This window comes from Nonomuraea polychroma (assembly GCF_004011505.1).
In the GTDB taxonomy this organism is placed as follows: Bacteria; Actinomycetota; Actinomycetes; order Streptosporangiales; family Streptosporangiaceae; genus Nonomuraea; species Nonomuraea polychroma.
In genome coordinates this window covers 6,984,949-6,998,914 of sequence record NZ_SAUN01000001.1, presented here as the reverse complement: position 1 = coordinate 6,998,914, position 13,966 = coordinate 6,984,949, and the positions used below count along the sequence as shown (strand labels likewise).

General features: G+C 68.1%; 12 protein-coding genes. 11 read left to right on the top strand and 1 reads right to left on the bottom strand.

The features are described from left to right. Nucleotides 1-45: 45 nt before the first annotated feature. From EDD27_RS31895 to EDD27_RS31855, 9 genes are all read left to right on the top strand, one after another. Nucleotides 46-1,644: a type 2 periplasmic-binding domain-containing protein gene (locus EDD27_RS31895; protein ID WP_127935678.1), complete on the top strand. Its 1,599-nt coding sequence runs from the start codon at nt 46-48 to the stop codon at nt 1,642-1,644. Continuing rightward, entirely contained in the window at nt 1,644-2,621 is a 978-nt protein-coding gene (locus EDD27_RS31890) for an ABC transporter permease (protein WP_127935677.1), read from the top strand. The genes EDD27_RS31895 and EDD27_RS31890 overlap by 1 nt, the downstream gene beginning before the upstream one ends. Then, nucleotides 2,618-3,541, top strand: a complete 924-nt coding sequence (locus tag EDD27_RS31885) for a carbohydrate ABC transporter permease (protein ID WP_206641747.1) — start codon at nt 2,618-2,620, stop codon at nt 3,539-3,541. Before EDD27_RS31890 ends, EDD27_RS31885 begins: the two co-directional genes overlap by 4 nt. Next, nucleotides 3,541-4,149, top strand: coding sequence for a YesL family protein (locus EDD27_RS31880; protein WP_127935676.1), 609 nt, complete (start codon nt 3,541-3,543; stop codon nt 4,147-4,149). Before EDD27_RS31885 ends, EDD27_RS31880 begins: the two co-directional genes overlap by 1 nt. 52 nt (nt 4,150-4,201) lie before the next feature. Continuing rightward, entirely contained in the window at nt 4,202-6,184 is a 1,983-nt protein-coding gene (locus EDD27_RS31875) for a glycoside hydrolase family 127 protein (protein ID WP_127935675.1), read from the top strand. Nucleotides 6,185-6,232: 48 nt separating this feature from the next. Continuing rightward, nucleotides 6,233-6,631: a DUF2975 domain-containing protein gene (locus EDD27_RS31870; RefSeq protein ID WP_338324765.1), complete on the top strand. Its 399-nt coding sequence runs from the start codon at nt 6,233-6,235 to the stop codon at nt 6,629-6,631. Beyond that, on the top strand, nt 6,631-6,855 hold the full coding sequence (locus EDD27_RS31865) for a helix-turn-helix domain-containing protein (protein ID WP_127935673.1): 225 nt from the start codon (nt 6,631-6,633) through the stop codon (nt 6,853-6,855). The genes EDD27_RS31870 and EDD27_RS31865 overlap by 1 nt, the downstream gene beginning before the upstream one ends. A 201-nt stretch (nt 6,856-7,056) precedes the next feature. Continuing rightward, entirely contained in the window at nt 7,057-7,740 is a 684-nt protein-coding gene (locus tag EDD27_RS31860) for a DUF899 domain-containing protein (RefSeq protein ID WP_164903868.1), read from the top strand. Between the two features lie 124 nt (nt 7,741-7,864). After that, a complete protein-coding gene (locus tag EDD27_RS31855) occupies nt 7,865-9,238 on the top strand; it encodes a hypothetical protein (protein WP_127935672.1) in 1,374 nt (457 codons plus the stop codon). Between the two features lie 10 nt (nt 9,239-9,248). Here EDD27_RS31855 and EDD27_RS31850 read toward each other — a convergent pair whose 3' ends face one another. After that, nucleotides 9,249-10,256 carry an aldo/keto reductase gene (locus EDD27_RS31850; RefSeq protein WP_127935671.1) on the bottom strand — a complete coding sequence of 336 codons (1,008 nt, stop codon included), beginning with the start codon at nt 10,254-10,256 and terminating at the stop codon, nt 9,249-9,251. Between the two features lie 197 nt (nt 10,257-10,453). On the opposite strand from EDD27_RS31850, the gene EDD27_RS31845 reads away from it, so the two are divergent. Further along, complete coding sequence (locus EDD27_RS31845; protein WP_127935670.1) at nt 10,454-12,694, top strand: glycoside hydrolase domain-containing protein; 2,241 nt, start codon at nt 10,454-10,456, stop codon at nt 12,692-12,694. Further along, nucleotides 12,691-13,965 (top strand): glycosyltransferase, encoded by a 1,275-nt coding sequence (locus tag EDD27_RS31840; RefSeq protein WP_127935669.1) that lies wholly within the window; start codon nt 12,691-12,693, stop codon nt 13,963-13,965. Before EDD27_RS31845 ends, EDD27_RS31840 begins: the two co-directional genes overlap by 4 nt. Nucleotide 13,966: the final 1 nt, after the last annotated feature.

Here is a 13,966-nt window from a genome sequence, read left to right as displayed (position 1 = left end):
TCAGCGAGATCCGGGTCACACCCTCCGTCCCCCTGGGAGGACCGCATGACCACTCCACCCGTTCTGTCCCGCCGCGCCTTCGTCGTAGCGGCCGGCCTCACCGCGATCGCCGGCTGCTCCGGCAAGAGCTCCACGAGCGATCCGAACACCCTGCGGATCTTGGTCAACAAACATCCGTTGACCAAGCCGATGAACACGATGGAGTGGACGAAACAGCTGGAGAAGATCGCTGGTGTGAAGATCCAGTGGCAGGAGATCTCGGCCGACTGGGACCAGAAGAAGTCCACCATGCTGGCGGCCGGCGACGTGCCGGACCTGATCGTGGGCACCAACGCGATCACGAATTCCGACATGGGCACGTACCGGACGCTGTTCGAGAACCTCGCCGACGACCTCGACGCGTTGCCGAACGTGAAGGCGTTGTTCGCGGCGAAGCCGGAGCTCAAGTCGATGGCCACGTTGACCACCGGCGAGGTCTACGCGATCCCGGGCTACAAGCGGTTCTGGCCGAAGACCGTCACCCACCAGTACATCAACAAGCAGTGGCTCGACCGTCTCGGCTTGGACGTGCCGACCACCTGGGACGAGTTGTACACCGTGCTCGTCGCGTTCAAGGAAGAGGACGCGAACGGCAACGGTGACAAGAACGACGAGATCCCGATGGACTGGTCACCGGTCGGCACAAGCGGCTTCGGCTACTTCCAGCCCAGCGTCTTGCTCGGCAGCCTCGGTCTGCCGATCGCGGGCGGCGGTGGCCAGGGCTATTTCCTCGAGGACGGCAAGGTCGGCAATTTCCTCGTCGACGAGCGCTACAAGCGGGTGATCGAGTTCCTGCACCGTTGCTACGCCGCGGGCCTGGTCAGCAAGAACGTCATGACGCAGGACTACTCGGCGTACCAGGCGGTCGGCCGTGGCTCCGGCGACGTGGCCAAAGTCGGCTTCAGCTGGGGCTGGACGGCCAGCGACCGGTTCGGCTCCCAGCTGGCCGACCAGTACGTCGCGATGGCGCCGCTGCTCGCGGACGCCGGCCAGACGACGCCGGTGGCCTGGTCATACGACTCCAACAGTGAGAACTTCCCGTCGAACCAGATCGTCATGTCCGCGAAGGCGAGCAACAAGCAGGCCGCGCTCAAGGTCATCAACGCCTTCTACGACAAGGAGATGTCGCTGCAGGTGTTGTGGGGCGATCTCGGCCGGTACGTCAAGAAGGTCAGCGACAACGAGTACGAGGTGCTCCCACCCGGAGACTCCAAGACCGACCCATCGACCTGGAAGTGGACCGTCACCATCGCGGACGCCGGCCCGACCTGGATCCGGGACGACATCGAGGTGAAGCTGCCGACCGACCTGGACGAGGCCGTCGAGCAGACGAAGCCGCTGCAGAAGGCGCTGGCGAACATGGACCCGGCCAAGGACGTCTATCCGTTCCAGTTCATTCAGATGACGCCTGAGGACACGAACCAGCTGGCGCTGAACAACACCACGATCGCCAACACCACGATGACGAAGTTCGCCGAGTGGATCACCAAGGGCGGCATCAAGGATCAGTGGGACAAGTACGTTCAGCAGGTCCAGAACGGCGGCCTGCAGAAGAACATCGACGTCTACCAGCGCTACTACGACGAGTACATGAAGACGCGCTGATGACGGAATCTCTTGTCGCGGCTCGCAAGAAGCCGGCGGCCGTGGCCCAGAGGCGACCCCGCAGGGACCCCCGTCTGGGCCTCGGCCGGCATGTCAGCAGGTACTGGCAACTGTGGCTGATGGTCCTGCCGGCCGTCGGGTTCGTCGGCCTGTTCATGTACGTGCCGATGTACGGCATCCAGCTGGCCTTCCGGGAGTTCGACTTCACCGCGGGTCTCACCGGTGGCGAATGGGCCGGCCTGAAGTACTTCCGGCAGTTCTTCGACAGCCCGATGTTCTGGCCGTTGCTGCAGAACACGTTCGTCATCAGCATCACCACGCTCGTGGTGGGGTTCGTCGCGCCGATCCTGCTGGCGCTGATGATCAACCAGATCGCCGGCGGCCGCCGCAAAAAGCTCATGCAGACGGCGACGTACCTGCCGCACTTCATCTCGATCGTCGTCATCGTCGGCATGCTGCAGGCGTTCCTCAACCCGTCCACCGGACTGCTCACGCAGGTCCTCGCCTTCTTCGGCCTCGACGGGGTGAACCTCCTCGGCGACACGTCGGCCTTCGTGCCGGTGTACGTGATCTCCGACGTGTGGCAGCACTGCGGGTGGAACAGCATCATCTACCTTGCCGCGCTGTCGCGGGTCGACCCTCAGCTGTACGAGGCCGCCAAGGTGGACGGCGCGAACCGGCTGCAGCTGATCCGGCACGTCGACGTCCCCAGCATCGTGCCGACCATGGTGATCCTGCTCATCCTCACCATGGGCGGCGTGCTGAACACCGGGTTCGAGAAGGTGTGGCTGATGCAGAACACCCTGAACCTGCCGGTGTCCGAGGTCATCGCGACGTATGTCTACAAGATCGGCATCCTCAGCACGCAGTTCAGCTACGCCACCGCGATCGGCCTCTTCAACACGGCCATCAACTTCGTGTTCCTGATCGCCGCGAACGCGATCGCCCGCCGCGTATCGAACTGGAGCCTGTGGTGAGCGCGACCCCCCTGCAGAGCAAGGGATTCTTCCGCAACAGGACACCGGGCGACGTCGCCTTCATGCTCGTGTTCGGCACGATGTGTGTGGCGATCCTCTTCGCCGTCGTCTACCCGGTCTACTTCGTGGTGATCGCTTCGCTGAGCAACCCGTCTCTGATCGCCACCGGCGAGGTGTGGCTGTGGCCCAAAGGCGTGAACCTCTTCGGGTATGAGCAGATCTTCAACGACGCTCGCATCTGGACCGGCTACGGCAACACGTTGCTCTACAGCGCGGTCGGCACCGCGTTGAACCTCGTCGTGACCCTCCCCGCGGCGTACGCGCTGTCGCGGCCGGAGTTTCGCCCGCGGCGGGTTCTCATGCTGTTCTTCGTGTTCACGTTGTTCTTCAACGGCGGTCTGATCCCGACGTATCTGCTCTATCGCGATCTCGGCCTGCTGGACAACTGGCTCGTGTTCATCCTGCCGCCCGCGGTGAACGTGTACAACCTCATCATCGCCCGCGCGTTCTTCGAGCACTCGCTGCCGAAAGAGCTGTTCGAGGCGGCGATGATCGACGGCGTCTCCTATCTGCAGTATTTCGCCAAGGTCGCGCTGCCGCTGTCCAAGGCGATCATCTCGGTCATCGGCCTGTACTACCTGGTCCAGCACTGGAACGACTTCTTCACCGGCCTGGTGTTCGTCCGCGACAACAGCCTGCAGCCGCTGCAGATCGTGCTGCGTGACATCCTCCTGTCCAACCAGGCGTTCGCCGGTGGCGCCGGAACGGGGGGAGGCAGTGGTGTCGGCTACGACCAGCAGTATGCCGACCAGATCAAGTACGGCGTGATCGTCGTGTCGAGTCTGCCGGTCCTGGTGCTCTACCCGTTCCTCCAGCGCTACTTCGAGAAGGGCGTTCTCATCGGGTCGGTGAAAGGCTGATGAAACGCGTCCTCACCTGGCACACGAGGGCGGGCGAGGTGGGCTTGCTGCTGCTCAGACTGCACCTGCTGTGGGTGGTCTGGAGCCTGGCCGGTGGCATCGTCCTCGGCGTCTTCCCCGCGACCGCCGCGGTGTACGGCGTCATCCGCGGCGAGTTCCGGCATTCCGCCTCGCCTGGTGAGTTCCGCCGGCTCTGGCGGCAGGAGTTCCGCACCGCCAACGTGGTGGGTTACGTCTTCGCGGCGGCCTGGGCGGTGCTCCTGGTGGACCGGCGCCTGCTGGAAACCGTCGACCTCGGTGTCGTCGAACCATTGCTCGGCGCGGTGCTCTGGCTGGTCACCCTGTTCGTGTCGTGCATGAGCGTGAACGTCTGGATCCTCGCCGCCCACTTCGCCGAAGGACCGTTGGCGCTGGTCCGCCGCAGCGCGATCCTCGTCCTCGCCCGCCCGGTCCAGGCGATCGTCACACTGCTCGCGGTCGGCGTGATCCTGTGCGCGTACTACCTCGTCCCGGGGTTGGTCCCCGTCTTCGGCATCGCCCTGCCCGCGTTCGTCTCCTTCGCCTACGTCTGGGGCACCGCGGTCCTCCCTACCGCTCCGGCCTCGTGACAGGCTGCGGAGATCGGCCATTTGGACAACCTCGTTTGGAGCCTCCGTGACTATGACCCCTGACGCTGCCATGCGCACGCGCGAACCGCTGCCGCTGACCGCGGTCACCATCGATGACCGGTTCTGGACGCCGCGCCGTGAGCTGATCCGCACCCGTACGCTGCGGCAGCAAGAACGCCAGATGCGCCGGCCCGGTCAGCAGTTCGACGCCCTGACCTTGACCTGGCGGCCGGGGGACCCGCACGAGCCGCACATCTTCTGGGAGAGCGACGTCGCCAAGTGGATCGAGGCCGCCAGCCACTGCCTGGCCACCGCCGATGACCCAGACCTGGACCGGGCCGTCGACGAGGCGATCGAGCTGCTGGCCGGCGCGCAGCAGGACGACGGCTACCTCAACGTGTACTTCACGGTCGTCAAGCCAGGACAACGGTTCACCGACCTCCGCGACGCCCACGAGCTCTACTGCGCCGGCCATCTCATCGAAGCCGGCGTCGCCCACTTCGAGGCGACCGGGAAGACCCGGCTGCTCGACATCGTGCGACGCTACGCCGACCTGATCGACACCGTCTTCAGCCCCGACGGCCCCTGCGCCGGTGGTTATGACGGGCACCAGGAGATCGAGCTCGCGCTGGTCAAGCTCTACCGCGCCACCGGCGAGCGCCGCTACCTCGACCTCAGCCGGCGGCTCATCGAGTGGCGCGGACAGCAGCCCTACTACTTCGAGCTCGAGTTTCAGCGCCGCGGCACCCCCGGCTACTTCGGGACCACCCTGCCCCGGCGGCCCGAGGCGACGCGGCGGTTCCGCGAGTACAACCAGAGCCACCAGCCCGTGGCCGACCAGGCCGAGGTCGTCGGCCACTCGGTCCGTGCCATGTACATGTACAGCGCGATGACCGACCTGGCCGACGAGTACGGCGACGACCGGCTGCTCCAAGCCGTACAGCGGCTGTGGGCCAACCTCACCACCAAGAAGCTGTACATCACCGGCGGGATGGGTTCCGACCCCAGCATCGAAGGCTTCGGACCCGCCTACGACCTGCCCGACGCCCACGGTTACGCCGAGACCTGCGCCTCCATCGGCCTGGTCCAGTGGGCGCAGCGGATGAGCAACCTCACCGGCCACGGCCACTACATCGACACTCTCGAACGTGCCCTGTACAACGGCGTCCTCAGCGGTGCCTCCGCCGACGGCACCCACTACTTCTACGGCAATCCCCTCGCGAGCGGCGGCACCGTCGCCCGTCAGGAATGGTTCGACTGCGCCTGCTGCCCGCCCAACCTCGCCCGGCTGATCAGCGAACTCGGCCGCTACGTCTACGCCCAAGGACCCAACGAAGCCGTCATCAACCTCTACGTGGCCGGCACCGGCCGCTTCACCCTCACCGGCGGTGAGGTCACCCTCCGCCAGGACACCCGCTATCCCCGAGAGGGCCACCTCGCCGTCACCGTCACCCCCGCAGGCGACGAGGCGGAGTTCACCCTGGCCATCCGCATCCCCGGCTGGAGCCGGCAACCGGCCATCACCGTCAACGGCGAACCCGTTCACCAGCCCATCCTGCGCGACGGCTACCTCACGCTGTCCCGCCGCTGGCGGGCCGGCGACCTGGTCGAGATCGACCTCGGCCTGGAGGTCCGGCGTACCTGGGCACACCCCGCCGTCGCCTCCGCCGCCGGCAAAGTCGCCCTCGAGCGCGGGCCGGTCGTGTTCTGCCTGGAGGGTGTCGACCATGACGGCGCCGTTCACAACCTCGCCCTCCCCCGCGACGTCCCCATCCGCGCGGTCCCCGACGAGCGGACCGGCGTCGTCACCCTGCACGCCGACGCCACCGCCGACACCACCGCCGGCGACCAGCTGTACGTCAGCCACTCACCCGGCCGACGGAGCACCGCACTGACCGCCGTGCCCTACTTCTCCTGGGCCAACCGCGGCCTTTCCGACATGACCGTCTGGATCCGCGACGGCGGCCCCAGCGCGGCGCCCGCACCAACCGCGCCGGCCTCCGAGCACGGGGAGAGCCCGGACGGCCGTAGCTGACCCGCGCCGACCGCCACTTCGGCCAAGAACGACTGTGGCGGTCGGTGAATCCTTCCGTCCTGTGGCTACGCCGCAGCAGGTCGGCAGCGCAGTCCGAGGCTCGCCGTTTCCCGCGTCGCTTGCCCTATCTATCGAATATCGATAGATCTCCATCGTGAGTCGATCGAGGGAGAGCGCATCCCGCTCCTCGTGATCTCCGTCCTGTTCGTCGTGACGGTCGAGGTCGTCCTGGTCTGCGTGTGGCGGCTGGTCACGATGGTGCGACGCGGAACGGTGTTCTCCCACGCCGCCTTCCGGTACGTGGACATCGTGATCGGCGCGATCGTGGCGGCCGCACTCCCGGTGTTCGCGCTCATCGTGCTGGTGCTGCGCATGCTGCTCGCCCAGGCCGTCGCGCGTGACATCGAGGCGGCGCAGATGCAGGCCGAGCTGGATGAGGTGATCTGATGCCGATCGTCGTCGACATCGACGTGATGCTGGCCAAGCGGAAGATGTCCGTGGGCGAGCTCGCCGACCGCGTCGGGATCACGCCCGCCAACCTGGCGGTGCTGAAGAACGGCCGGGCGAAGGCGGTGCGCTTCACGACGCTCGACGCGCTCTGCGAGGCGCTCGAGTGCCAGCCGGGAGACCTGCTGCGCTGGGAGGCCGACGAAGATCGAGAGAGGTCCTGATCGCATCGAGCGGACCGTGGAGCTCGCTCACCTGCCGGACAAGGTGTGGGCGGCGCTCACCACGCCCGAAGGGATGGGCGCGCGAGCTCGGCGAACTGGCCGGCTACCTCGATGGAGCCTGACATTGAGTCGATCGCCGAGACGTGCGGACGAGACCGTCAGCGCATGAGAGCTGACCTGAACGGGAAGGTGGACATCACTATGAAGACACCACCGATCGTCACACCGCAAGAGTGGCAGGCAGCGCGCGAGCAGTTGCTCGTCAAGGAGAAGGAACTGACACACGCCCGGGACGCGCTGGCCGCGGAGCGCCGGCGCATGCCGTGGATGGAGGTGGAGAAAGACTACGAGTTCGACGGACCTGAGGGTAAGGCGAGCCTGCTGGACCTGTTCGAGGGCCGTCGTCAGCTGATCGTCTACCGCGCCTTCTTCGAACCCGGCGTGGAGGGCTGGCCCGACCACGCGTGCGTCGGCTGCTCCATGGTGGCCGATCATGTCGGCCACCTCGCCCATCTGAACGCCCGCGGCACCACTCTCGTCTTCGTCTCTCGCGCGCCCCAGCAGGACATCGCGCGCGTGAAGGCGCGGATGGGCTGGACCATGCCCTGGTACACCATGACCGACGAGTTCGACGCCGACTTCGGCGTGGACGAATGGCACGGCACGAACGCGTTCATCCGCGATGGCGACAGGGTGTTCCGTACGTACTTCATCAACAGCCGCGGCGACGAGGCACTGGGGAGCACCTGGAGTTACCTCGACATGACCGCGCTCGGACGGCAGGAGGAGTGGGAGGACTCGCCCGAGGGTTATCCCCAGACCCCGCCGTACGAGTGGTGGAACTGGCACGACGAGTACGGCGAAGCCGAGCGGGCGAAGGGCTAGCCCGGCCGCCCGGCGGACCCTTCCTCTGCGAGGGCTCTCGGAGTATGAACGAATCATCAGCCGCTTGAGCAGGTCCCCTCGGAGGTGACGGCAGATGCGCCGTCGGAGCCTGATCCTGTCTGCCATGGCGTTATCCACCGCGCTGCTCACCTCCACCGCCGCAGACGCGGCGCCCGGTGGCCACGTGCGGGACGACCAGCCGTTGCCGGGCTACACGATAGACAACCCGCCGCTGGAGCCGCTGATCGTGGCCGGGCGGCCGAGCCGGGTCCTCCAGGGGGTGCACAGGCACGCGGCCTTCGACATCGAGGTACCGCCGCAGTGGAATGGCGGTCTGCTGATGTGGGCCCACGGGTTCCGTGGCGACACCCGGGTGCTCACCGTGGACCCGCCCGGGTACGGATTGCGGCGGCGGCTGCTGGACCAGGGCTATGCGTGGGCCGCGTCCTCCTATTACGCCAACGACTATGACGTGCGGGCCGGCGTGCTGAGCACCCGCGACCTCGCCGATCACTTCAGGCGCGTGGTCGGCAAGCCACGGCGGACGTTCCTGGCCGGGGTGTCCATGGGCGGTCATGTCACGGTCCGCTCGCTGGAGCAGTACCCGGGCTACTACGATGCGGCCCTGCCGTTGTGCGGGGTGCTCGGCGACCACGAGCTGTTCGACTTCTTCCTCGACTTCCACCTCGTCGCGCAGGATCTGGCGGACGTGCCGGCCTACCCGTTCCCGGCTGACTACACGAGCGCTGCCGTGCCGAAGATCCAGGAACGGCTGGGGCTGGGCGGCTCGGGTCCGGGGAACGAGCTCGGTGGGCAGTTCCGCGCCATCGTCGTCAACCTCAGCGGCGGCGAGCGTCCCGGGGCGCATGCCGCCTTCGCCTACTGGAAGGACTTCTTGTTCGGGCTCGCGGGGCCGCCCGGGGACGGCACACTGGCGCAGGAGCCCGGCAGGGTGGCCACGAACCTCGACACGAGCTACCACCCGGACTCCCCGGTGAACGTCGACGCGACCGTGCAGCGGGTGCCACCCGAGGACCCGGTGGCCCGCAGGACGTCCCGGTTGACCGCCGTGCCCGCCGTCTCCGGCAGGATCGACGTGCCCGTTCTCTCGTTGCACAACCTGGGCGACAACTTCGTGCCGTTCTCCATGGAGCAGCACTACCGGGCCGACGTGTCCCGTCACGGGCGCGCCGGGTTACTGGTGCAGCGGGCGATCCGGGCGGTGGGGCACTGCGAGTTCAGCGACGCCGAGGTCGGGGCCGCCTGGGACGACCTGGTCCGATGGGAACGCGGCGGTCCCCGGCCCGCCGGGGACGACGTGACCGACGCGGCCACGGTGTCGAACCCCGACTACGGGTGCCGATTCACCGACCCGGACGCCTGGCCGACCGGCACCCGCCCACTGTTCGCCGCCTGCCCGGCGCAGGGGGAAACGGGCATCCGTGCCGACCCTGACCCGGCACGGCCACCGACCTCTGGGGCCGCTGTGCGTCCGTGAGCAGCGTGAGTCAGGCCCCGGCCGTGTCGAGCCGGGTGAGCTGCTCGTCGGTGAGCTTGACCTCGAGTGCCGGCAGGGCCGCCTCGTACTGCTGGAGCGTGCGCGGCCCGATCAGCGGCGCGATCGTCGGCGAGTTCTGGTGCAGCAGCCAGGCGAGGACCAGCGCGTTCGGGCTCACGCCGACCTCTGCGGCCACCTCGGCGGCCGCGGCGAGCCGGGCGTCGGCGTCCGGGCCCTGGTACGGCTCCATCGCCCCGTGGCCCTTGCGCTTGTCCGGGTCGTCGTAGATGCCTTTGAGTATCGGGGAGTACGCCACCAGGGTCAGGTCGTCGTGGGCCTGCAGGTAGTCCAGCTGCTCGTCGTCCACGATGGACACGTGCCGGAGCCCGGCGCGGCGCCGCAGGTAGGAGTGCTGCTGCTGGAGGGCGACCGGCGCCGGCCTGCCGTGCTGGGCGCACAACTGGCGGATCCGCTCCAGCCGCCAGGTCCGTACGTTGGACCAGCCGATGTAGCGGGCCTTTCCTGCCTGGACGATGCCGGCGAGCGCCTCAAGCGTCTCCGCCAGGGGCGTGGTCCGGTCGTCGACGTGCACGTAGTAGAGGTCGACATGGTCGGTGCCGAGCCGGCGCAGGCTGCCGTCGATCGCCTCCCGCAAGGTCTTCGCCCCGGCCCCGACGAACGTCCGGTAGGCGACATCCCAGTTCGGCCGGCCACCGGCCCAGACAGCGTCCAGGTCACGTACGACGGCGCTGCCCTTGGTGGCCAGGAACACGTCATCACGCCGACCGGTGCGGGCCAGCCAGCGGCCGATCAGCTCCTCGCTCTCGCCGCCGTAACTGCCCCGGCGCTCCCACCAGCAGTAGCAGTCGGCGGTGTCCAGGAAGTTGCCGCCGGCCTCGACGTACCGGTCCAGCATCGTGACGGCCTCGTCCTCCGGCGTGACGGTACCCATGATCATGCAACCCAGGGCGAGCCGGCTGATCTGTTCGCCGGTACGGCCGAGCTCCACGGTCTTCACGTGATGTGCTCCCTTCCTCGGCTCAGCGTGCAGCGCTCGACAGCACGCGATCCATCGACGCTAGAAGCTCGAGTGGACTCCAGGTCAAGACTCGAAACACTGCGGAGATCCTTCTGTAGGACTTCTTGATGCTGGTCGGCATAGGAATTCATCTGGCCGAAACCTACGGAGGGGATCGCGCTGGGTAGAGTCCCGCCATCCTTGACTACGTTGACCCCTTCATCGGCACAGCGGCGACCGACCTGCCCAGAGCACGCGGTCTGGCCGCTACTTGGTGGTGGCCGAAACCGCAGGTAGGCAACACCCACCCAGGCGCCACGTCGCCACTGGGCATGGTGTCGGCGTGTGCCTACTCCGGCGCGTACCCGACGGGGTACGGGCGGTACGCGAAGAACACCGAGGGTGTGCCCGAGGAGATGTTCGAGCGGCTGCAGGCGTCCGGGTTCACCCATTTCCAGCAGTCCGGCACCGGCGCGATCCGCAAGTACTACAACTACGTCCGGGTCACCCCGATGGTGCAGCCGCTGGACGCGCTGGGGGAGGCGTGGCCGCTGCGCGACGAGGTGGCGGAGGCGGGCTACTACGCGGCCACCCTGGGCACCGGGGTGCGGTGCGAGCTCACCGTGGGCACCAAGGTCGCCGTGCATCGGTACACATTCCCCGAGCACAGCAGCGCCCGCGTCGTGGTCGACCTCTCCTGCGGTGGTTTGGGCATCGAGCTCGGGCAAACGGTGCCGTTGCGGGCACAGGTGGAGAACATGGGCCATGGCCGGGCCCAGGGCACGGTGGTGATGGAGGGCGTACCGCTGTCGGTCTACCTGGACGTCGACAGCCCGGGCTGGCGGCAGATGCTCTGGTACGACCGGCGGCTCATCGACGGCGGCACGCGCCTGGACTTCGACAGCATCCGGCACACCACGCTGCGGCCTTTCGGCATGCTCTTCATGGGTCCGGCCGCCCCGGGGCAGACCATCGAGGTGCGGCTCGGGTTCTCGCTGCGCGGGTGCGACCAGGCGCGGCAGAACCTGGAGCAGGAGTGCGGGCAGGGGCAGCAGGCGTTCGACCTGGTACGTTCCCGTACCCAGGCCCGCTGGGCTGAGCACCTCGACCATGTCCAGGTCGAGGGCGGCACGAAGGCCCGCCGCACCGTGCTCGCGACGGCGCTCTACCACGCGCTGATCAAGCCGTGCTTCGCCGACGACGAAAGCCCATTCTGGCCGAGCCCCGGACCGTTCGCGTTCGACGTGTGCACCATGTGGGACATCTACAAGACACAGTTGCCGCTGCTCGCGGCCATCGTCCCGCACCGGGCCGTGGACCTGCTGGAGTCGCTGATCCGGGTCTGCGAGGAGGAGGGCAACTTCCCCATCGGCTACCGGATGGCGCGCGGCGCCGACCGGTTCTTCCGCCAGGCCAGCGCGCTCGTGCACACCGCGCTGGCGGACGCCCATGCCCTCGGCCGGGACAGCCTGGACTGGAACTGGGCGCTCGTGCACATGGTCGGTGACCTACGCCGGCTCTATGGCGAGGACTTCTTCGAGAACGGAGTGGTGCACCCGATCACCCACACCCTCGACCTCGCCTACGCCCACCACTGCACGGCACGGGTCGCCCGGGCGCTGAACGATGTGCGCCTGGCCGACGATCTCGAGCGGCGCAGCCACCAGTGGTCCAACGCCTTCGACCCGGACACGGGACTGCTGCGCGACTCGGAGTTCTACGAGGGCGGCAAGTGGAACTACTCCTTCCGGTTGCTGCATGACATGGCGGCGAGGATCGCCCTGGCCGGCGGCGACGAGGCGTTCATCGACAAGCTGGATCGGTTCTTCGGCTTCGGCGCCGCACCGGTGAAGCAGCCCGGCCGGTGCCCGCAGGCGGCGGAGATGGCGGCCGGATACGCCCTGAACCGGTTCGAGGGGTTGAACAACGAGCCCGACATGGAGGCGCCGTGGGCCTACCACTACGCGGGCCGGCCCGACCGCACGGCCCAGGTGGTGCACTCCGCGCTGACCTGGCAGTTCGGCACCGGACCCGGCGGGCTGCCCGGCAACGACGACTCCGGCGGCCTGAGCTCGTGGTACGTCTGGGCGTCCCTGGGGCTGTTCCCGATCGCCGGTCAGAACCTGTTCCTGATCAACGCGCCGGCGTTCGAACGGGCCGTGCTCGGGGCGGGCGGCAACGAGTTCGTCATCGAGACCAGCGGGCACCGCGAGACACCGATCGGCGTCGACGGCATCGATCGTGACCCGCCGGCTCAATACGTCCAGTCGGCGACACTCAACGGCAAACCCCTGCACGCAACGCACCTGAGCGCCGCCACCGTGCACCGCGGCGGCCGGTTGCACCTGCGGCTGGGCCCGGAGCCGTCGGCGTGGGGGCGGGGGATCCGCCCGCCGTCCCTTTCCGATCCCTCAGCACTACCGGAGGAAGCGCGATGACCCATCCCCGTCGCCGTCTCGTCATCGTGGTCAGAGCCGACCCGGTCATCTGCGGTCACTCCGGCGAAGCCCGTAACCTCGCCGAGGTGGCGCTGACCCGCGGGTTCGACGACGTACGGCTGTTGACCTGGACGATCCCGACACTGCAGGCGGCCGGGCTGCCGCTCAAGCCGCTGGACCGGCTGCTGCCGTACAGCGCCGGCATCACCGTGGAGCGGCCGGAGGCGGTCGGCGACTACCGGGTGCCGGACGGGCGCCACCAGGCCGGTCTCACCGGCCGCCTCGTCGAGCTGCTCGCCGAACCGGTGCCCACGACCTGCCTGTCCATGTACCTCTCCCCGCACACCGAGGTGGTCATGGACGCGGTCGCGGCCGCGCGCGCGGCCGGCTTCGCGCCCGACGTTCGCACCGTCGCGAAAGCGGTCGGCTCGGACGTGACCAACGTGATCAAGTCGTGCCTGCGGGACGGCCGGTTCGGCGCGGCGACCGTGCTGTTCACCACGTTCCTGGCCAACGACGAGGTCGTCGCGGTCTCCGAATACACCCGGCAGGAGATCGTCGCCTCGGCCGAGCAGGTGGACGCCCGCTGCGGCACCAGGTTCGCCGAGCAGTGCCGGCGCCGCGTGATCGTCAGCTACCCGCCGATCGACTCGGCCTCCTTCCTCGACCTGGACCCGGCGCACGTGGACGCCGCACTCGCACAACGCGGTCTGGAACGTGACGGGTACATCCTGTTCCTGTCCCGGGTGACTCCCGCCAAGGGGATCTACGAGCTGCTGGCCGCCTTCGGGCAGATGCGCTGCCGGTCCCGCGTGAAACTGGTCGTCGCCGGCACCGGGCCGGTGCTGGAGCACGTACGGGCGACGGCCGAGGGGGACGACCGGGTGGTCTTCCTCACCGATGTCGACGACCACGAGAAGCCGTTGCTCATGCGCGGGTGCGCGGCCTACGCCCTGCCCACCAAGCCCGAGCCCGACTTCGTCGAGACGTTCGGCATCGCCCTGGCCGAGAAGATGCTGGCCGGTGGGGGACCGATCATCACCACGACGACGGGTGGGACCCTGGAGGCGGTCGGCGACACCGCCGTCATCGTCGAGGCCGGGGACGTTCCCGGTCTGGTCGCGGCCGTGGACCGGGTGATCCTGGACATGTCCGCCGCCGAGCGGCAGGACCTGGAGCATCGCGCCCGCGCCCACGCGATGTCCTTCGACCGGGTCGCGGTGTTCGACGGCCTGTTCCCGCAGGAGGCGGCCGCCGTCGGGATTCGCTGAC

Bases quoted from the DNA above. Each gene is read 5' to 3' on its own strand.
- EDD27_RS31880 (WP_127935676.1), top strand. From the start codon at position 3,541: ATGAAACGCGTCCTCACCTGGCACACGAGGGCGGGCGAGGTGGGCTTG.
- EDD27_RS31890 (WP_127935677.1), top strand. From the start codon at position 1,644: ATGACGGAATCTCTTGTCGCGGCTCGCAAGAAGCCGGCGGCCGTGGCC.
- EDD27_RS31895 (WP_127935678.1), top strand. From the start codon at position 46: ATGACCACTCCACCCGTTCTGTCCCGCCGCGCCTTCGTCGTAGCGGCC.
- EDD27_RS31855 (WP_127935672.1), top strand. From the start codon at position 7,865: ATGGCGTTATCCACCGCGCTGCTCACCTCCACCGCCGCAGACGCGGCG.
- EDD27_RS31860 (WP_164903868.1), top strand. From the start codon at position 7,057: ATGAAGACACCACCGATCGTCACACCGCAAGAGTGGCAGGCAGCGCGC.
- EDD27_RS31865 (WP_127935673.1), top strand. From the start codon at position 6,631: ATGCCGATCGTCGTCGACATCGACGTGATGCTGGCCAAGCGGAAGATG.
- EDD27_RS31875 (WP_127935675.1), top strand. From the start codon at position 4,202: ATGACCCCTGACGCTGCCATGCGCACGCGCGAACCGCTGCCGCTGACC.
- EDD27_RS31840 (WP_127935669.1), top strand. From the start codon at position 12,691: ATGACCCATCCCCGTCGCCGTCTCGTCATCGTGGTCAGAGCCGACCCG.